17 protein-coding genes and 1 pseudogene are annotated in these 18,065 nt (G+C 44.8%); all 18 read left to right on the forward strand.

Annotated features, from left to right (window positions below):
- Positions 1-4: 4 nt before the first annotated feature.
- The 18 genes and pseudogenes from FZ941_RS10755 (at position 5) to infB (ending at position 18,054) form a co-directional block, all read left to right on the forward strand.
- Positions 5-259 (forward strand): hypothetical protein, encoded by a 255-nt coding sequence (locus FZ941_RS10755; protein WP_262366274.1) that lies wholly within the window; start codon positions 5-7, stop codon positions 257-259.
- A gap of 23 nt (positions 260-282) precedes the next feature.
- Positions 283-975 (forward strand): glycerophosphodiester phosphodiesterase family protein, encoded by a 693-nt coding sequence (locus FZ941_RS05270; protein ID WP_262366275.1) that lies wholly within the window; start codon positions 283-285, stop codon positions 973-975.
- Positions 972-1,715 (forward strand): GNAT family N-acetyltransferase, encoded by a 744-nt coding sequence (locus FZ941_RS05275; protein ID WP_148887111.1) that lies wholly within the window; start codon positions 972-974, stop codon positions 1,713-1,715. The genes FZ941_RS05270 and FZ941_RS05275 overlap by 4 nt, the downstream gene beginning before the upstream one ends.
- A pseudogene (locus FZ941_RS05280) lies at positions 1,712-1,905 on the forward strand (hypothetical protein); the annotation flags it as partial. The gene FZ941_RS05275 and the pseudogene FZ941_RS05280, both read left to right, overlap by 4 nt.
- A 185-nt stretch (positions 1,906-2,090) precedes the next feature.
- Positions 2,091-3,476 (forward strand): amino acid permease, encoded by a 1,386-nt coding sequence (locus FZ941_RS05285; protein ID WP_148887112.1) that lies wholly within the window; start codon positions 2,091-2,093, stop codon positions 3,474-3,476.
- 144 nt (positions 3,477-3,620) lie between these two features.
- Complete coding sequence (locus tag FZ941_RS05290; protein ID WP_148887113.1) at positions 3,621-4,154, forward strand: DUF177 domain-containing protein; 534 nt, start codon at positions 3,621-3,623, stop codon at positions 4,152-4,154.
- Positions 4,155-4,266: 112 nt separating this feature from the next.
- Complete coding sequence (gene gmk, locus FZ941_RS05295) at positions 4,267-4,899, forward strand: guanylate kinase (RefSeq protein WP_187418384.1); 633 nt, start codon at positions 4,267-4,269, stop codon at positions 4,897-4,899.
- Between the two features lie 26 nt (positions 4,900-4,925).
- Positions 4,926-5,240, forward strand: coding sequence for a DNA-directed RNA polymerase subunit omega (rpoZ, locus tag FZ941_RS05300; RefSeq protein ID WP_005590937.1), 315 nt, complete (start codon positions 4,926-4,928; stop codon positions 5,238-5,240).
- A 65-nt stretch (positions 5,241-5,305) separates the two neighbouring features.
- On the forward strand, positions 5,306-7,711 hold the full coding sequence (locus FZ941_RS05305; RefSeq protein WP_148887114.1) for a primosomal protein N': 2,406 nt from the start codon (positions 5,306-5,308) through the stop codon (positions 7,709-7,711).
- Between the two features lie 100 nt (positions 7,712-7,811).
- Complete coding sequence (fmt, locus tag FZ941_RS05310) at positions 7,812-8,750, forward strand: methionyl-tRNA formyltransferase (protein ID WP_148887115.1); 939 nt, start codon at positions 7,812-7,814, stop codon at positions 8,748-8,750.
- Positions 8,740-10,056, forward strand: a complete 1,317-nt coding sequence (gene rsmB, locus FZ941_RS05315; protein WP_187418385.1) for a 16S rRNA (cytosine(967)-C(5))-methyltransferase RsmB — start codon at positions 8,740-8,742, stop codon at positions 10,054-10,056. Before fmt ends, rsmB begins: the two co-directional genes overlap by 11 nt.
- An 18-nt stretch (positions 10,057-10,074) precedes the next feature.
- Positions 10,075-10,815 carry a Stp1/IreP family PP2C-type Ser/Thr phosphatase gene (locus FZ941_RS05320; RefSeq protein WP_045498827.1) on the forward strand — a complete coding sequence of 247 codons (741 nt, stop codon included), beginning with the start codon at positions 10,075-10,077 and terminating at the stop codon, positions 10,813-10,815.
- Positions 10,812-12,689 carry a Stk1 family PASTA domain-containing Ser/Thr kinase gene (gene pknB, locus FZ941_RS05325; RefSeq protein WP_125387445.1) on the forward strand — a complete coding sequence of 626 codons (1,878 nt, stop codon included), beginning with the start codon at positions 10,812-10,814 and terminating at the stop codon, positions 12,687-12,689. The genes FZ941_RS05320 and pknB overlap by 4 nt, the downstream gene beginning before the upstream one ends.
- A gap of 146 nt (positions 12,690-12,835) precedes the next feature.
- Positions 12,836-13,324 carry a ribosome maturation factor RimP gene (gene rimP / locus FZ941_RS05330; protein WP_187418391.1) on the forward strand — a complete coding sequence of 163 codons (489 nt, stop codon included), beginning with the start codon at positions 12,836-12,838 and terminating at the stop codon, positions 13,322-13,324.
- Positions 13,325-13,385: 61 nt separating this feature from the next.
- The gene (gene nusA / locus FZ941_RS05335; RefSeq protein ID WP_187418386.1) at positions 13,386-14,636 is read left to right on the forward strand and encodes a transcription termination factor NusA; all 1,251 of its coding nucleotides are present in this window, start codon (positions 13,386-13,388) and stop codon (positions 14,634-14,636) included.
- Between the two features lie 11 nt (positions 14,637-14,647).
- Complete coding sequence (gene rnpM / locus FZ941_RS05340) at positions 14,648-14,944, forward strand: RNase P modulator RnpM (RefSeq protein WP_148887119.1); 297 nt, start codon at positions 14,648-14,650, stop codon at positions 14,942-14,944.
- Positions 14,937-15,236 (forward strand): YlxQ-related RNA-binding protein, encoded by a 300-nt coding sequence (locus FZ941_RS05345; protein WP_148887120.1) that lies wholly within the window; start codon positions 14,937-14,939, stop codon positions 15,234-15,236. Before rnpM ends, FZ941_RS05345 begins: the two co-directional genes overlap by 8 nt.
- 16 nt (positions 15,237-15,252) lie before the next feature.
- Positions 15,253-18,054, forward strand: coding sequence for a translation initiation factor IF-2 (gene infB / locus FZ941_RS05350; RefSeq protein ID WP_148887121.1), 2,802 nt, complete (start codon positions 15,253-15,255; stop codon positions 18,052-18,054).
- Positions 18,055-18,065 lie beyond the last annotated feature (11 nt).

The raw sequence follows: 18,065 nt of genomic DNA on the forward strand, positions 1-18,065 counted from the left end.
TAAAATGTTTAAATGGGAAAAACGCAAAAAGACTTATATGATTTGTCTAGCTCTGCTATTTCTTATCTGGTTAAACAATACAAGCCTCTTTTCTAATAAAGATGGGAAGGAATATAAAATTCTGCCCCATCGAGGGCTTGCACAGACCTTTGATGAATCTAAAGCGGACTGGGATAGCAATACATCAGCCATGATTGACCCCCTACACATCTCTATCCTGAGAACACCATTTCTTAAATGCAGGCGGCCTTTGACCTAGGAGCAGATGCAGTGGAGTTTGATGTGAAGTTGTCCAAAGACAAGCAACTATCAGTTTTTCATGATGCAATTCTGAAATTCAAAACTGGTATTAAGGGAGAAATTCAGGACTACATGATGGCTGAGCTCAAAAAGATGGATATCGGTTACGGTTATACGGTTGATGGCGGAAAAACCTATCCTTTTAGAGGAAAAGGAGTCGGTCAGATGCCCACAATAGATGAGGTTTTTGAGTTCTTTCCCGACAAGGAGTTTGTGATTGAGGTCAAAGACGGGAAATTAGAAACCTATAAAGTCTTGTGGGAAAAGCTAAAAACGCTCTCGCCCGAAAGGATAGATGAACTCAGTATTTGTGGGGCAAGCGAGGAAGGCGTTCATTGGTTGCGCAGTCAGAGCAGCAGTCTCAAGCTCTTGTCCAAAAAGCGCATTCTTATCCAATATGAATTATTGGGCTTTACCGGCTACATTCCTGAGGAAATAAAAAATGCAGAGCTGTGCATTCCTTTGAAATATGCCAGATTTTTATGGGGTTGTCCAAATAAATTCATGGAAAGAATGGAAGCAGTCAATACACGGGTTGAGCTAACAGCTGGTGGCAGCGACTTATCAGAAGGTTTCGATCATATCCATAGTCTAAAAGATATTCCCGAAGGCTTTGACGGCTATATATGGACGAATAAAATCAATGAACTGAATCTGAAAGGAGACAAAGAATGAAGGTAAAGAATACTTTTTTCCAATTTTGGACCAAAAATATGGTACTTTATGGTTTGGATGCTGGTCTAGGGCAGTTCTTTATGAACGCTCCTGAGACATCCTGTTTTTACCAACTAGGGAACTTTCTTTTTCCAGCTGGTCAGGTGGATCCGGATTTGTGGCAGGACTATAGCACAAAATACAGCTTGGTTGACAAGGTCATTATCTCTGAGGAGCCCAGTTGGCAAGAGTTTCTGGATAGTCAGAGTGAGTTGCAACGGTTTACTCGCTACGCTTTTGCTGACAGAGCAGACTTTGACACAGAGGCTTTGGAGAAATGGCAGAACAGTCTACCAGTAAACTACCACCTTTGTCCGATTGATAAGGAGAGTTATGAGCGTTTGGCTGAGGAAGTCTGGTCTCAGGATTTGCGGGGTGATTTTTCTGATTTTGACCATTTTAAAGCGTCGGGTGGCTTTGGTTTTTTACTCTATTCAGATAAGGAAATCATCGCTGCTGTATCGACAGGATTGGTCTATCATGGAGCTCTTGAGATTGAAATTGCTACCAAGCCAGCCTACCAAAGGCAGGGCTTGGCCAAAATCTTGGGAGCCCGGATGATTTTAGAAGCTCAAAAACGCTCACTCTTTCTACTATGGGATGCGCACAATGAAGCCTCCAAAAAGGTCGCAGAAAGCTTGGGCTATCAGTGCCTAGGAGCTTATCCAGCTTATGAATGGAAAGGGACTTTTGACCAATGAAGAAAAACCAAACCTATTTCTTAAAAGACATCGTTGAGGCTGTAAAATCGGAAGATCTAGATGATGATTTTTGTTTGTATGATAAGGATACGGGAGAACGGAATTTCCAAGCCAGCAATTTGTTTGCTGATTATCGACAAGTGTGGATGACAGGGATGTTTATCCTAGACAAGTAAGGGAGTTAGAGCTAGGAGTCTCTTTATAAGAACAACACACAATGTTTTTATCCTATCTGTTATAAATGATTCTACTAGACTATGAATCTGGCTTTTTTACATAAACTTTCTAGAGTAAATGTTTAGATAAAATAAAAAAATCTAGCAGAATTGTCTGAATTGTGATACAATAAAGCGATCTGTGAAAGGAAATGATTGAATGAGTGAAAGTGATTTGAAAAATAACGAAAAAACAGAAAAGAATGGGATGGAACGTGGTTTACAAAATCGACATGTTCAGATTATAGCCATTGCTGGAACCATCGGCACGGGTCTTTTCTTGGGGGCGGGGCGTTCGATTAGCCTGACGGGACCATCCATTATCTTGATTTATATGCTGACGGGGCTTTTCATGTATCTGATGATGCGGGCGATTGGGGAAATGCTCTATTACGACCCTGACCAGCATACTTTTATCAACTTTATTACCAAATATTTGGGAACTGGCTGGGGGTATTTTTCCGGCTGGTCCTACTGGATTTCTCTGATTTTTATCGGAATGGCTGAGATTACGGCTGTTGCCCAGTATGTGCAGTACTGGTTTCCTGACTGGCCAGCTTGGCTGATTCAGCTCGTCTTTCTAGCCCTTCTTAGCTTGGTCAATCTGATAGCGGTTCGAGTTTTCGGCGAGGTCGAATTTTGGTTTGCCATGATAAAAATTGTGGCTATCATCGCCTTGATTGCAACGGCTGTCTTTATGATATTGACAGGCTTTGAAACGCCTCACGGAGTAGCCAGTCTTGGGAATATTGGTCGCGGTTTTCAGCTTTTCCCTAATGGCTTTGTAAGTTTTGTTATGGCTTTTCAGATGGTTTTCTTTGCCTATCAAGCCATTGAATTTATCGGGATTACTACTTCTGAAACGGCTAATCCACGAGCGGTATTGCCAAAGGCCATCAAAGAAATTCCTTTGCGGATTGTCTTGTTCTACGGGGGTTCTCTCCTTGCCATTATGGCTATCATTCCTTGGAAAGAGCTGGCAACAGCTGACTCTCCCTTTGTTATCGTTTTTCAGTTAGCTGGTCTCAAATGGGCGGCGGCCTTGATTAACTTCGTGGTTCTGACTTCAGCGGCTTCAGCACTGAACTCGACCCTTTACTCAACGGGTCGCCATTTGTATCAGATTGCCCACGATACGCCAAATCGTTTTCTAAAGAAAATAGGAGCTGGGAAGCTGTCGCGACAAAATGTTCCGCAGAATGCGATTTTGGCGTCAGCGGCTGTCATTGCCTTTGCGGCCTTTATCAAGATTCTGCCGGGAGTATCAGATTCCTTTGCCCTGATTACGGCTTCCTCATCTGGTGTCTACATCGCCATCTATGGTCTGACCATGCTGGCCCACCTCAAATATCGCAAGTCACCAGATTTTATGGCAGATGGTTATCTCATGCCAGCTTACAAGTTTCTCAATCCCTTGACCATGCTCTTCTTTGCCTTTGTCTTTGTCACTCTTTTCTTACAAAAGTCAACGGTAGTGGGAGCAATCGGATCAGCTGTCTGGATCATCGTCTTTGGTCTTTACAGCCAGTTCAAATTCCGAAAATAACCCCTTTGTAGGAAAAACATGTTTTCTCTCAGTCTAGCTGGCTGAGAGATTTTGTTTTTCTTGTTTCATTGGCTGTTTGGGGTATAGGTATTTGGCTGAGAAAATGATATAATGAAGAAAAAAATAATGTAAAACGAGGCTGAAATGTTAAATATTCAAGAAATTAAGAAGAATGCTGGCGGCTTGCAGTTTGACCAAGAATTTGATTTGGCACAAGAGCTACAAGAGCGTAATCGTGAAGTGTTAGATATCCAGAACATCGTGGCTAGGGGTCTGGCTCAGTATGAAAATGGGCTTTATTTTTTGGATTACACCTTGACCTACCAGATTACCCTCGCTTCTAGTCGCAGCATGGCTCCAGTTGATATAGTGGAAGACTACATGGTTCATGAAGTCTTTGCCACTGTCGAAGATGGCTCTGTGCAAAAAGATTTGCTGGAAGATGATTTGGTTCTGCCATTTGAGGGGGATACGATCGATTTGGCAGCGAGTGTGGCGGACAATATTTTGCTCCATATTCCGCTGAAAGTTTTGACTCCTGGAGAGGAAGCCGGTGAGACCATGCCTATGGGAATTGACTGGCAGGTGCTGACGGAGGAAGACTATCAAAAGCAGCAAATGGAAAAGAAAGAAGCCAATAGTCCTTTTGCCAGCCTTCAAGGTTTATTTGATGAATAAAAGCGTCTAAAATCTAGTAGAATTCTAGAGTATTATCAAGGAAATCTCTTTGAATCTTCTTGAAATATGAGCGCAATTTTGTTACACTAGATAGAAAGATTGTGAAGGAGATATGATGACAGAACGAGGCTTGTTAATTGTCTTTTCTGGTCCCTCAGGCGTTGGAAAAGGAACAGTAAGACGGGAAATTTTTGAGAGTACGGACAATCAGTTTCAGTATTCTGTATCTATGACGACTCGTCCGCAGCGTCCTGGAGAAGTTGATGGTGTTGATTATTTCTTTCGCACTCGTGAAGAGTTTGAGGAGTTGATCCGTCAAGGGCAGATGCTCGAGTATGCAGAGTATGTCGGCAATTATTACGGGACTCCGCTCACTTATGTCAATGAGACCTTGGATAAGGGGATAGATGTATTCTTGGAAATTGAAGTCCAAGGAGCACTCCAAGTCAAGAAGAAAGTGCCCGATGCTGTGTTTATCTTTCTAACTCCGCCAGACTTGGAAGAGTTGAAAGACCGTTTGGTTGGTCGTGGTACAGACAGTGCAGAAGTGATTGCTCAGCGGATTGAGAAAGCAAAAGAAGAAATTGCCTTGATGCGTGAGTATGATTATGCCATTGTCAATGACCAAGTACCTTTGGCAGCCGAACGTGTGAAACGTGTGATTGAAGCCGAGCATTTTCGTGTAGACCGTGTCATCGGTCACTATCAAGACATGCTTCCTATGGATGAAGCAGTCGTCCGTTAATAAAGTTAGAAATTAGGTAAATAATTATGATGTTAAAACCGTCTATTGACACCTTGTTGGACAAGGTACCGTCAAAATATTCTTTGGTTATTTTAGAAGCTAAGCGTGCCCATGAGCTAGAGGCTGGTGCTAAGCCAACTCAGGATTTCAAGTCAGTGAAATCAACGCTACGTGCTTTGGAAGAAATTGAATCTGGTAATGTTGTGATTCACCCAGATCCAGAAGGAAAACGCGAAGCAGTTCGTCGACGTGCGGAAGAAGAACGCCTTCGCAAAGAAGAAGAAGAGCGCAAGATCAAAGAACAAATTGCCAAAGAAAAAGAAGAGGGTGAGAAAATTTAAGGTTGGGGCTACTCAATCTTATTTTTTTCTATGAATATGGCGTTTAGGGAAAGCGGGGTGAGAGTGTGAAAATTGCCAAGATTATTGTTGATGTTCCTCTGATGCAGACGGACAAACCATACAGCTATGCGGTTCCAGAGGAGTTTTCTGGAATGCTAGAAGCTGGGATGCGGGTGCATGTGCCTTTTGGTAAGGGCGGTCGGTTGATTCAAGGATTGATTGTTGGCTTGGCTGATGAGAAAGCTGAAGATTTGGCTGGACAGATTGGAGAATTGAAAGATATTGCAGAAGTTCTGGACTTTAGACCGGTTCTCAATGTGGAGCAACTCTGGCTAGCTGACCAGTTGCGCCAGTCTGTCTTTTCTTATAAAATTTCCATCCTGAAGGCCATGTTGCCAAGTCTTCTTAATTCCAGCTATGACAAGTTGCTTTATCCAACGGAGCAGCTTTCAGATGAGGAGCGGCAGGCCATTTTTGGTCAGGAAGCTAGTTTTCGTTTTTCTGATTTGGACAAGAAAAGTCAGTCCAAGCTCATGCGGTTGACTCAGGCTGGTAAGATTCGCTTGGAATACCAAGCGACGGACCGTAAGCATATCAAGACAGAAACTTGGTATCAGGTGGATAGAGAGCAATTGACTCAGTTCCTGCCTTCTACCCGAGCGAAAAAGCAGCAGGAACTTCAGACTTATCTGCTGGAAAATCCGCAATCAGGTCTTCTCAAAGACTTACGAAAACTCTTTTCATCTGCAGTCGTTAATATTTTCTTAGAAAAGGAGCTTCTTCATACAGAGGAGAGAGAGGTCAGCCGGTCTGCGGCGCATTTCCAAAAGGAGCGACAGGATAAAAAGCTGGTTCTCAATGAGGAGCAGGCAGCCGCGGTCGCTACGATTTGTGAAAAAATCGGCCAAGCTGACGCTCAGCCTGTTTTGCTAGAAGGAGTGACGGGGAGTGGCAAGACCGAAGTTTATCTCAAGGTGATTGAGGAGGCTCTAATTCAAGGAAAGACCGCGATTATGCTGGTTCCGGAAATTTCTTTGACTCCTCAGGTGACCGACCGTTTTATCTCGCGCTTTGGTGACAAGGTGGCTATTTTGCATTCCGGTCTATCTGACGGTGAGAAGTACGATGAATGGCGCAAGGTGGAGCGGGGAGAAGCTCAGGTCGTTGTTGGTGCGCGCTCAGCCATCTTTGCTCCGCTGACAAATATCGGAGCTATCATCATTGATGAGGAGCATGAGTCCTCCTACAAGCAGGATTCCAATCCTCGCTACCATGCCAGAGAGGTGGCTCTCCTGCGAGCTCGTTACAATCAAGCTGTCTTGGTGCTGGGTTCGGCGACTCCGAGTTTGGAAAGCAGGGCCAGAGCCAGCCGTGGCGTCTATGACTTTTTGCAGCTGACCAAGCGGGCTAATCCGCTGGCACAGATTCCTCAGGTTCAGGTGGTGGACTTTCGAGATTATATCGGGCAAAATGAAGCTAGCAATTTCACACCAGTCCTGCTAGAAGCTATTCAGGATCGTCTGAATAAGGGTGAGCAGACGGTTCTCATGCTCAATAGGCGAGGTTATTCTAGTTTTGTCATGTGTCGGGAATGCGGCACGGTAGACACCTGTCCTAATTGTGATATTTCTCTGACCCTGCATATGGATACCAAGACCATGAACTGTCACTACTGTGGCTTTACCAAGGACATTCCGCAAACCTGTCCTAATTGTGCCAGTCACAGCATCCGCTACTATGGTACGGGAACGCAGAAGGCCTATGATGAGCTGACGACTCTCTTTCCAGAAGCTCGCATTCTGCGCATGGATGTGGATACGACCCGTAAGAAGGGGAGCCACGAAGAAATCCTAGAGGCCTTTGGTCAGGGGCAGGCAGATATTCTGCTGGGAACTCAGATGATTGCCAAGGGCTTGGATTTTCCTAATGTGACCTTGGTCGGTGTCCTCAATGCGGATACAGCTCTGAATCTGCCAGATTTTCGCTCTTCAGAACGGACCTTCCAGCTACTGACTCAGGTAGCCGGTCGGGCAGGTCGGGCAGAAAAAGCAGGGCAAGTCTTCATCCAGTCTTACAACCCGCATCACTATGCCATTGACTTTTCCAGAAAGCAGGACTATGAAGGCTTCTACGCTTATGAAATGGGAATTCGACGGCAGTTAGGCTATCCGCCGTATTACTATACAGTCGGGCTGACCCTATCCCACAAGGATGAGGAAACGGTGGTCAAGAAATCTTATCAGGTCATGGATATTTTACGGGGTGGCCTGTCGGACAAGGTGCAAATTTTGGGCCCCACACCCAAGCCCATTGCTCGAACTCACAATCTCTACCACTATCAGATTTTACTTAAGTATCGCTTTGAGGATGACCTACAAACTACGCTCAATCGGGTCTTGGAACTAACGCAGCAAGCGGAAAACAAGGACCTGAGGCTCAGTATTGATAACGAGCCCCAGAATTTTATCTGATGGCAAAAGTGAGCGAGAGCTGTCAGCTTTGCTCGCTTTTTTGATATAATAGAAAGAAAAATAGTCGCAGGTGACAGGTTTCTGCGACAGATTTGAGGAAATGACAGTGAAATTAATTTTTATGGGAACGCCTGACTTTTCAGCAACGGTCTTAAAAGGCCTGTTGGAGAGCGAACAATATGACATTTTAGCGGTGGTTACTCAACCAGACCGAGCGGTGGGGCGCAAAAAGGAAATCCGCATGACACCAGTCAAGGAAGTGGCTTTAGCTAATGACTTGCCAGTTTACCAACCAGAAAAGTTAGCTAAAAGCGCTGACTTGGAAGAGCTTATGAACTTAGGAGCTGACGGCATCGTGACAGCAGCCTTTGGTCAATTTCTGCCTAGCCGTTTGCTGGACAGCGTTAACTTCGCAGTGAATGTCCATGCCTCTCTCTTGCCCAAATACCGTGGCGGAGCGCCTATTCATTATGCCTTGATAAATGGCGACCAAGAAGCGGGTGTGACCGTTATGGAGATGGTCAAGGAGATGGATGCTGGTGATATGATTGCCAGTCGAGCAACAGCCATTGAAGAGTCTGATAATGTCGGGACTCTCTTTGAAAAATTAGCAGTGATTGGCCGCGATCTTCTTTTAGAAGTCTTACCAGCCTATGTAGCGGGAGAGATTCAAGCTCAGCCTCAGGATCCAGAGTTGGTGACTTTTTCACCGAATATCAGCCCAGAGCAAGAGCGGATTGATTGGACAAAGACCAGTCGTCAGATTTTCAATCAGGTTCGGGGCATGAATCCTTGGCCGGTGGCCCATACCCTGCTAGCTGGCCAGCGCTTCAAGATTTATGAGGTTAGCCAAGCGGAAGGCAGTGGTCGTCCAGGTGAAATCTTGACAATCAGCAAGAAAGAATTAGTGGTCGCAGCGGGTCAGGGAGCCCTTTCTCTAAAGACGGTGCAGCCATTCGGCAAGCCCAAAATGGATATTAAGGACTTTCTCAACGGTCTAGGTCGGAGTTTAGCAGTAGGTGATGAATTTGGAAAGTAAGCAAAACAGAGCCCGAGAGCTTGCTCTGCAAATTCTGGAAGAAGTCTTTGAAGAGGGAGCTTATTCCAATATTGCCCTTAATAAGGCTCTGAAACAAAGTAGCCTCAGTTCAGCTGATAAAAGCTTGGTTACGGAGCTGGTCTATGGAACGGTCGCTCGCAAAATTACTCTAGAATGGCAGCTGGCTCATTGGGTGGAGGACAGAGACAAGCTGGATGCTTGGCTTTATATCCTGCTTGAGCTCAGCCTCTACCAGATGCTCTATCTAGATAAAATCCCCCAGCATGCTGTCGTCAATGAAGCTGTTGAGATTGCAAAAGGCCGCAAGCGTGGCAGTGAAAAATATGTCAATGCCATCCTGCGGAAAATCGAGCGGGAAGGCGCAGCTGATCCGACCAGTATCAACCGCAAGAACAAGCGCTACTCAGTCCAGTATTCTCTGCCGGTCTGGCTGGTCAAGGTTTTGATTGACGAATACGGGGAGGAACGCGCGGAAGCTATCTTTGTTAGTCTCTTTGAGCGCAACAAGGCCAGCATCCGAGTGACGGATTTGGCTCGAAAGGAAGAAATTAAAGCAGTTTTGGATGCGGAGGATTCGTTCTTAGCCCCTTCAGCCTTGGTCAAGAAACAGGGCTATTTTGCTGGTCATGAGTTCTTTGAAAAAGGTCTGATAACGATTCAAGATGAGTCTAGCCAGCTGGTGGCTCCAACCTTGCAAATTGAGGGACATGAGCAGATTTTGGATGCCTGCAGTGCGCCGGGTGGCAAGGCTGGGCATATGGCTTCCTATCTGACGACTGGTCAGATTACAGCCTTGGATCTTTACGACCATAAGCTGGACTTGATTCGTCAAAATGCAGAACGTCTAGGCTTGGCAGATAAAATCACGACTAAAAAACTGGATGCGATCAAGGTATTTGAGACTTTTGGTTCAAATGCATTTGATAAAATCCTAGTGGACGCTCCCTGCTCTGGTATCGGCTTAATTCGCCGCAAACCAGACATTAAGTACAATAAGGCAAACGCCGATTTTGAAAATTTACAAAAAATTCAGCTGGATATATTAGACAGCGTTTGTCAAAGTCTACGTAAAGGTGGTATAATAACTTATAGTACTTGCACGATTGTGTCTACAGAGAATTTTGAAGTAGTTAAGAATTTTCTAGAAAGACATCCAAATTTTGAGCAAGTTAGACTAGAACATGAAAGAGAAGATATCGTGAAAGACGGCTGTATCTTGATTACGCCGGAATTATACGGAAGCGATGGATTTTTTATCAGTCAATTTAGGAAGATATCGGACTAAGAGGAGGAAACTGATAGTATGGAAATTTCAATATTAACAGATGTTGGTCAAAAGCGGACAAATAATCAAGATTATGCCAATCTTTTTGTAAATCGGGCTGGCAAGACCATGATTATCTTGGCTGATGGTATGGGTGGTCACAGAGCTGGCAATATTGCCAGTGAAATGGCAGTAACAGACCTGGGTGCCGCATGGGTTGATACTCAGATTGACTCAGTGAACCAAGTCCGTGAATGGTTTGCAGAGCATTTGGAACAAGAAAATCAGCGCATCCACCAATTTGGTCAGGACGAAGAATACAAGGGCATGGGCACGACGCTAGAAGCCTTAGCCATTATTGATAATCAAGCTATCTATGCTCATATTGGTGATTCTCGCATTGGCTTGATTCGCGGTGAGGAATATAGCCAATTAACCAGTGACCATTCACTTGTTAATGCTTTGCTCAAGGCTGGACAGATTACACAAGAAGAGGCGGAACGCCATCCGCAGAAGAATATTATCACTCAATCTATCGGTCAAAAAGACGAAGTGCAGCCTGACTATGGCATGATCACGTTAGAAGATGGTGATTACCTTTTGCTCAACAGTGACGGTCTGACCAATATGATTTCAGACAGCGAAATTTATGATATTGTCACCAGCGATATCAGCCTATCTGAAAAAACTGAAACCTTAATTCGCTTTGCCAACAATGCTGGAGGGCTGGATAATATCACAGTTGCTCTGGTTCGTTTTGACAAGGAGGAACAGGAATGATTCAAATCGGCAAGATCTTTGCCGGGCGATATAAAATCATCAAACAGATTGGTCGTGGAGGCATGGCAGATGTCTATCTAGCCCGAGATCTGATACTTGATGGTGAAGAGGTTGCTGTAAAGGTTCTTAGAACCAATTACCAGACAGATCCTATTGCAGTTGCCCGCTTCCAAAGAGAAGCCAAAGCAATGGCGGACTTGGATCATCCTTACATTGTCCGGATTTCCGATATTGGAGAAGAAGATGGTCAGCAATATTTGGCCATGGAATATGTGTCTGGGCTTGACCTTAAGCGCTATATCAAAGAAAATTCTCCACTTTCAAACGAAGAAGCAGTCAGAATCATGGGGCAAATCCTACTGGCTATGCGCCTGGCGCATACACGCGGGATTGTCCACCGTGATCTAAAACCACAAAATGTCCTCTTGACACCAGATGGCGATGCTAAGGTAACAGATTTTGGGATTGCCGTGGCTTTCGCTGAGACCAGTCTGACTCAAACCAATTCGATGCTGGGCTCGGTGCATTATCTCTCGCCAGAGCAGGCACGGGGTTCCAAAGCCACTGTTCAGAGCGATATTTATGCCATGGGGATTATTTTCTATGAGATGTTGACAGGGCATATCCCTTATGATGGAGATAGTGCTGTGACGATAGCTTTGCAGCATTTCCAAAAGCCCCTGCCTTCAATCATCGCAGAAAATCCGAATGTTCCTCAGGCCTTGGAAAATGTGGTCATTAAGGCAACGGCTAAAAAGTTGAGCGATCGCTATCAATCCGTTGCAGAGATGTATGTTGACTTGTCTAGCAGCTTATCCTATGACCGCCGAAATGAAAAGAAACTGGTCTTTGATGATGGGGCCAAGGCAGATACTAAAACTTTGCCAAAAGTTCCTCCAATTCCTCAGTCAGCTCCAAGTCCTGTTGCAGAAGCAGTGGCTCCTAAAGCTGCAGCTGATGTGAAGAGAGAGACCCCTGTTTTAAAAGCTCCAGTCAAAAAAACGAAAAAACGTCATTTAAGAGCTAGATACAAAGTTCTGTTCTTAGCTATTCTCTTAGTTTTTGCAGCCTTCTTCTTTCTGATCTACAAGAGTCCTGCCAATACTACGGTTCCAGATGTAGCAGGGCAAACAGTGGCAGAAGCCCGTTCGACCATTACTGCTAAGGGTCTTGAGGTAGGAGAAATCAAGGAGGACTACAGTGATAAAGTGGCGGAAGGTAAGATCATCAAGACAGATCCACCAGCTAATAGTCAACGCCGTGAAAACAGTAAAGTGGATTTGATTGTCTCCAAAGGAGCAAAAACCTTTACAATAGAAAATTACGTTGGTAAGAAGTCCTCAGAGGCGATTGAAGATCTGAAAAGCACTTACAATATTCCTGAGAAGCTGATCAAGATTGTAGAAGAAGAAAGTTCTGATGTTGAAGAAGGAGTGGTCATCAGCCAAACCCCAGCTGCAGGCTCTTCTTATGATGTGACGTCAAATAAACAGATTACTCTGACAGTTGCTAAAACAGTGACTACTGTTCCAATGCCGGACTTTGGTCATCTCCAAGTTTCGTATGCTTATGCGCGGTCCTATCTGATGGAGATGGGAATCGCTTCGTCTCGTATTGAGCGAGTGATTGATCGCTCCGTGGAGTCCAGTCAAGCTGATTTGGTGACATCCCAGTCTCCAGCAGCTGGTCAAGGTATTAAATTGAAATCAAATACCAAGATTACTTTCTACGTGACAGACGGTACGGTAACAAGTTCTTCTAGTACAAGCGAACGTTCATCGTCGTCATCGCCTTCCAGCAGCACCACGAGTGAGAGTGAAAGTCATTCTAGCTCTTCCAGCAGCTCTACAACAGCATCGACGGACCATCAATAAGGCGTCTAGCTACAGTTATTCTATCTAGTCTATTTTAGACTTTGTAGAGAATTAGAAGTATATCCCTTGATTTTCAAGGCAGACTATGCTATAATCATTTTAGTGAATATAAAAGAGAGGCGAGGAAGTATCTTCGCCTCTTGTCTGTGAGGAGGTGCAGTCTTATCGCAACAATTGTTGAATTAGTAAGAGAAGTCATTGAGCCAGCCATCCAAGAACCCTATGAATTAGTAGATATTGAGTACGGCAAGATGGGCGGTGACCATGTTCTCAGTGTTTTTGTAGACAAGCCCGAGGGGATTACGGTCAATGATACAGCAGATTTGACTGATATAATCAGTCCTCTGTTGGACTCTATCAAGCCCGATCCTTTTCCTGACCAGTATTTTCTGGAAGTGACTAGCCCAGGCTTGGAGCGTCCGCTGAAGACCAAGGAAGCTGTGGCAGCTGCAGTCGGCAGTTATATCCATGTCAGCCTTTATAAAGCTCTGGATAGAAACAAGGTTTTTGAAGGAACTTTACTTGGATTTGAAGATGATGTCTTGCTTATGGAATATATGGACAAAACACGCAAAAAAGAAGTTGAAATTCCATATAGTCTAGTGTCAAAAGCAAGATTGGCTGTTAAATTTTAATAACAAATCGCAATATTAATGAAGAAAGGAATACTTTTGTTTCGGCAAAAGTTACATGAAGATGAGTAAAGAAATGCTAGAGGCCTTCCGTATTTTGGAAGAGGACAAAGGTATTAAAAAAGAAGATATTATCGAAGCAGTGACAGAATCCCTTCGCTCTGCTTATCGTCGTCGCTACGGTCAGGCAGACAGCGCATCCATTGAGTTTAATGAAAAAACAGGTGATTTCCGTGTCTATACTGTCCGCGAAGTCGTGGATGAAGTCTTTGACAGCCGCTTGGAAATCAGCCTCAAGGATGCCTTGGCGATCAGCTCTGCCTATGAGCTAGGAGACAAGATCAAGTTTGAAGAAGCACCAGCCGAATTTGGCCGCGTGGCAGCTCAATCTGCCAAGCAGACCATCATGGAAAAGATGCGTAAGCAAACCCGTGCTATCACATACAACACCTATAAAGAACATGAAAATGAAATCATGTCAGGAACTGTGGAGCGCTTTGATAATCGCTTTATCTATGTCAATCTGGGCACTATTGAAGCACAATTATCTAAACAAGACCAGATTCCTGGTGAGGTCTTTGCCTCTCATGACCGCATCGAAGTTTTTGTTTACAAAGTAGAAGACAATCCTCGTGGTGTCAATGTTTTCGTTAGCCGTAGTCATCCAGAAATGATCAAGCGCTTGATGGAGCAGGAAATTCCTGAAGTTTACGACGGAACTGTGGAAATCATGAGCGTGTCTCGGGAAGCGGGCGATCGGACCAAGGTTGCGGTTCGCAGCCACAATCCAAACGTAGATGCGATCGGAACCATCGTCGGACGTGGTGGTGCCAATATCAAGAAGATTACCAGTAAATTCCACCCAGCCAAATACGATGCCAAAAGTGGTCGTATGATTCCGACTGAGGAAAATATCGATGTTATCGAGTGGGTTGCTGATCCAGCCGAGTACATCTACAATGCCATTGCTCCAGCAGAGGTAGATCAAGTTATCTTCCATGCAGAAGACAATAAGCGAGCTTTGGTTGTCGTACCAGATAACAAGCTTTCACTGGCTATCGGCCGTCGTGGACAAAACGTTCGCTTGGCAGCTCATTTGACTGGCTTTAGAATTGATATCAAGTCAGCCAGCGAATTTGAAGCAATGGAAGCAGCCAATGAGCTTGGTGGATTTGGCCAAGATTACGTAGCAGAAGAAGTACCAGCCGAAGTAGATGCCCTTTCAGCAGAATTTGAAGCGGAAGAGCTGGTAGATGGTACAGAAGTGGCAACTGAAATCGAACTCGAAGAAAGTGAAGCAGTAGCCGCAGAATAAGGGAGGCAGATATGGCAAAAACAAGAAAAATCCCTTTAAGAAAATCAGTTGTATCAAATGAAGTGATTGACAAGCGTGATCTGTTGCGTATCGTCAAGAATAAAGAAGGTCAGGTATTCATTGATCCGACAGGCAAGGCCAATGGGCGGGGCGCTTATATCAAGCTAGATAATGAAGAAGCTAAGCAGGCCAAGAAAAAACGGGTCTTTAACCGTAGTTTCAGTATGGAAGTAGAAGAAAGCTTCTACGACGAGCTGATTGCTTATGTCGATCACAAGGTCAAGAGAAGAGAGTTGGGTCTTGAATAAAGAAAAACTAGCAAACTTGCTGGGTTTGGCCCAGCGGGCTGGTCGCATCATTTCAGGAGAAGAATTGGTCATCAAAGCCATCCAAGAAGGAAAGGTTCATCTGATCTTTCTAGCTGAGGATGCCGGACCAAATCTGACAAAAAAAATGACTGATAAAAGCCATTATTACAAGATAGAAGTGTCAACCGTGTTTTCAACACTGGAATTAAGCACTGCGATTGGCAAGGCTCGTAAAGTAGCTGCCGTCACAGATGCTGGTTTTACAAAGAAAATGAGGTCTCTTATGCAATAGAAGAGGAGGACAAGAATTGTCTAGAATTAGATTGTACGAAATCGCAAAAGAACTGGGGAAGGAAAGTAAAGAGGTAGTAGCTCGGGCCAAGGAATTAGGTCTAGAAGTTAAAAGCCACTCGTCCAGCGTAGAAGAAGAAGCAGGTCAGCGTATCAAGGCTAGCTTCGCAGCTAAAGAAGTTGCTAAACCCCTTCCAGAGAAAGAAGCGGCTGTCCAGCCCGCACCAAAAAAAGTAGCTAAAAAACCAGCTGCTCCAGTTCAAAAGGAAGCTGCTCCGGCTAAAAAAGAAGAGCCGAAAGTTGCCGAAGCAGTGACAACTGAAGCTCCAGCTAAACCGGCTCCAGCGCGACCACAAAGTCGAAATTTTAAGGCAGAGCGTGAAGCACGTGCCAAGGAACAAGCAGAGCGACGTAAGCAGCAACAAAATCGGAAATCACAAAATTCTGACCAGAAGGAAGGCAATGAGCGTGATCGTCATAACCGCAAGGCCAATAATGATCGCCAAGAGCGTCGCAATGACCGTCATGATAATCGTGGTCAAGATGGTCGTCGGAATGGTCAGAATCATCAAGGATTTAACGGTCAAAACCGCCAACAGCCTCAAGGTCCGAAAATTGACTTTAAGGCTCGGGCAGCAGCTCTGAAAGCAGAGCAAAATGCGGAGTACGCTCGTTCTAGTGAGGAGCGTTTCAAGCAGGCTCAAGCAGCTAAAGAGGCACAGGAACGTCAGAATAGACGAAAAGAGCCAGTCCAAGCAGAGACAACAACTGCTGAAGTATTTAAACCTACTCCGGCTGAAACAGTCCAACCGGCTGCTCCTGCACCAGCACAAGCTGCGGTAGATAACCGTCGTAAAAAACAAGCTCGACCAGATAAGAAGCGCGATGATTTTGATCGCGAAGAAGAAGGTCCAAGAAAACAACAAAAGAATCGAAATAGTCAAAATCAAGTGAGAAATCAAAGAAACAGTAACTGGAATAACAATAAGAAAAATAAAAAAGGAAAAGGTAACCAGAATCAGGTTCCAAAACCTGTTACAGAACGCAAGTTCCATGAGTTGCCAAGCGAATTCGAATACACAGATGGTATGACCGTTGCGGAAATCGCAAAACGGATCAAGCGCGAGCCAGCTGAAATCGTTAAGAAGCTCTTTATGATGGGCGTGATGGCAACGCAAAACCAATCTCTTGACGGTGATACTATTGAGCTCCTCATGGTGGACTACGGTATCGAAGCTAAGAAGAAGGTAGAAGTGGATACAGCTGATATTGAGCGCTTCTTTGTCGAAGAAGGCTATATCAATCCAGATGAATTGGTAGAGCGTCCGCCGGTTGTAACTATCATGGGACACGTTGACCATGGTAAAACAACCCTCTTGGATACTCTACGTAACTCTCGCATTGCGACAGGTGAAGCGGGTGGTATCACTCAGCATATCGGTGCCTACCAGATTGAGGAAAATGGCAAGAAGATTACTTTCTTGGATACGCCTGGACACGCGGCCTTTACTTCGATGCGTGCGCGTGGTGCATCTGTTACCGATATTACCATCTTGGTCGTAGCAGCTGATGACGGTGTTATGCCTCAGACTATTGAAGCGATCAACCACTCTAAAGCCGCTAATGTGCCAATTATTGTGGCTATCAACAAGATTGATAAGCCAGGTGCCAATCCTGAGCGCGTAATTGGTGAATTGGCTGAGCATGGTGTCATGTCTACTGCTTGGGGTGGAGATTCTGAGTTTGTTGAAATCTCTGCGAAATTCAACCAAAACATCGATGAGCTTTTGGAAACAGTTCTGCTTGTAGCAGAAATTCAAGAACTCAAGGCAGATCCGACTGTTCGTGCTATCGGTACTGTTATCGAAGCCCGTTTGGATAAAGGAAAAGGTGCAGTTGCAACTCTTCTTGTCCAACAAGGTACGCTGAATGTTCAAGATCCAATCGTTGTCGGAAATACCTTCGGACGTGTCCGTGCTATGACCAATGACCTGGGCCGTCGTGTCAAAGTAGCAGGTCCATCTACGCCGGTTTCTATCACAGGTTTGAATGAAACTCCGATGGCAGGTGACCACTTTGCCGTCTATGAAGATGAAAAAGCTGCGCGTGCAGCTGGTGAAGAACGTGCTAAACGTGCCCTTCTCAAGCAACGTCAAGCTACTCATCGTGTCAGTCTGGAAAATCTCTTTGATACCCTCAAAGCCGGTGAAGTTAAGTCTGTTAACGTCATTATCAAAGCCGATGTACAAGGTTCTGTAGAAGCCTTGGCTGCTTCCTTGCAGAAGATTGAAGTGGAAGGCGTTAAGATTACCATTGTCCACTCAGCAGTTGGTGCTATCAATGAATCCGATGTAACTTTGGCAGAAGCTTCAAATGCCTTTATCATTGGATTTAACGTTCGCCCTACACCGCAAGCTCGCCAGCAAGCAGAAGCTGATGATGTAGAAATCCGTCTTCACAGCATTATCTATAAGGTTATCGAAGAAATGGAAGATGCCATGAAAGGAATGCTGGACCCAGAATACCAAGAAAAAATCATCGGGGAAGCCCTTATCCGCGAAACTTTCAAGGTTTCCAAGGTTGGTACTATCGGTGGATTCATGGTTATCAACGGTAAAGTTACGCGTGATTCCAAGGTTCGTGTCATCCGTGACGGCGTTGTGATTTATGACGGTCAATTGGCGAGCTTGAAGCACTTCAAGGATGATGTCAAAGAAATCACTAACGGCCGCGAAGGTGGTCTCATGATTGATGGCTACAACGATATCCAAGTGGATGATACGATTGAAGCCTACATCATGGAAGAAATTAAGAAGTAAGAGAAATCCGT

The sequence above is a fragment of the Streptococcus sp. Marseille-P6264 genome, from assembly GCF_902460355.1.
Lineage (GTDB): Bacteria > Bacillota > Bacilli > Lactobacillales > Streptococcaceae > Streptococcus.

Bases quoted from the DNA above. Each gene is read 5' to 3' on its own strand.
- FZ941_RS05275 (WP_148887111.1), top strand. From the start codon at position 972: ATGAAGGTAAAGAATACTTTTTTCCAATTTTGGACCAAAAATATGGTA.
- fmt (WP_148887115.1), top strand. From the start codon at position 7,812: ATGACAGTGAAATTAATTTTTATGGGAACGCCTGACTTTTCAGCAACG.
- FZ941_RS10755 (WP_262366274.1), top strand. From the start codon at position 5: ATGTTTAAATGGGAAAAACGCAAAAAGACTTATATGATTTGTCTAGCT.
- FZ941_RS05285 (WP_148887112.1), top strand. From the start codon at position 2,091: ATGAGTGAAAGTGATTTGAAAAATAACGAAAAAACAGAAAAGAATGGG.
- rpoZ (WP_005590937.1), top strand. From the start codon at position 4,926: ATGATGTTAAAACCGTCTATTGACACCTTGTTGGACAAGGTACCGTCA.
- rnpM (WP_148887119.1), top strand. From the start codon at position 14,648: ATGGCAAAAACAAGAAAAATCCCTTTAAGAAAATCAGTTGTATCAAAT.
- FZ941_RS05320 (WP_045498827.1), top strand. From the start codon at position 10,075: ATGGAAATTTCAATATTAACAGATGTTGGTCAAAAGCGGACAAATAAT.
- FZ941_RS05290 (WP_148887113.1), top strand. From the start codon at position 3,621: ATGTTAAATATTCAAGAAATTAAGAAGAATGCTGGCGGCTTGCAGTTT.
- nusA (WP_187418386.1), top strand. From the start codon at position 13,386: ATGAGTAAAGAAATGCTAGAGGCCTTCCGTATTTTGGAAGAGGACAAA.
- pknB (WP_125387445.1), top strand. From the start codon at position 10,812: ATGATTCAAATCGGCAAGATCTTTGCCGGGCGATATAAAATCATCAAA.
- gmk (WP_187418384.1), top strand. From the start codon at position 4,267: ATGATGACAGAACGAGGCTTGTTAATTGTCTTTTCTGGTCCCTCAGGC.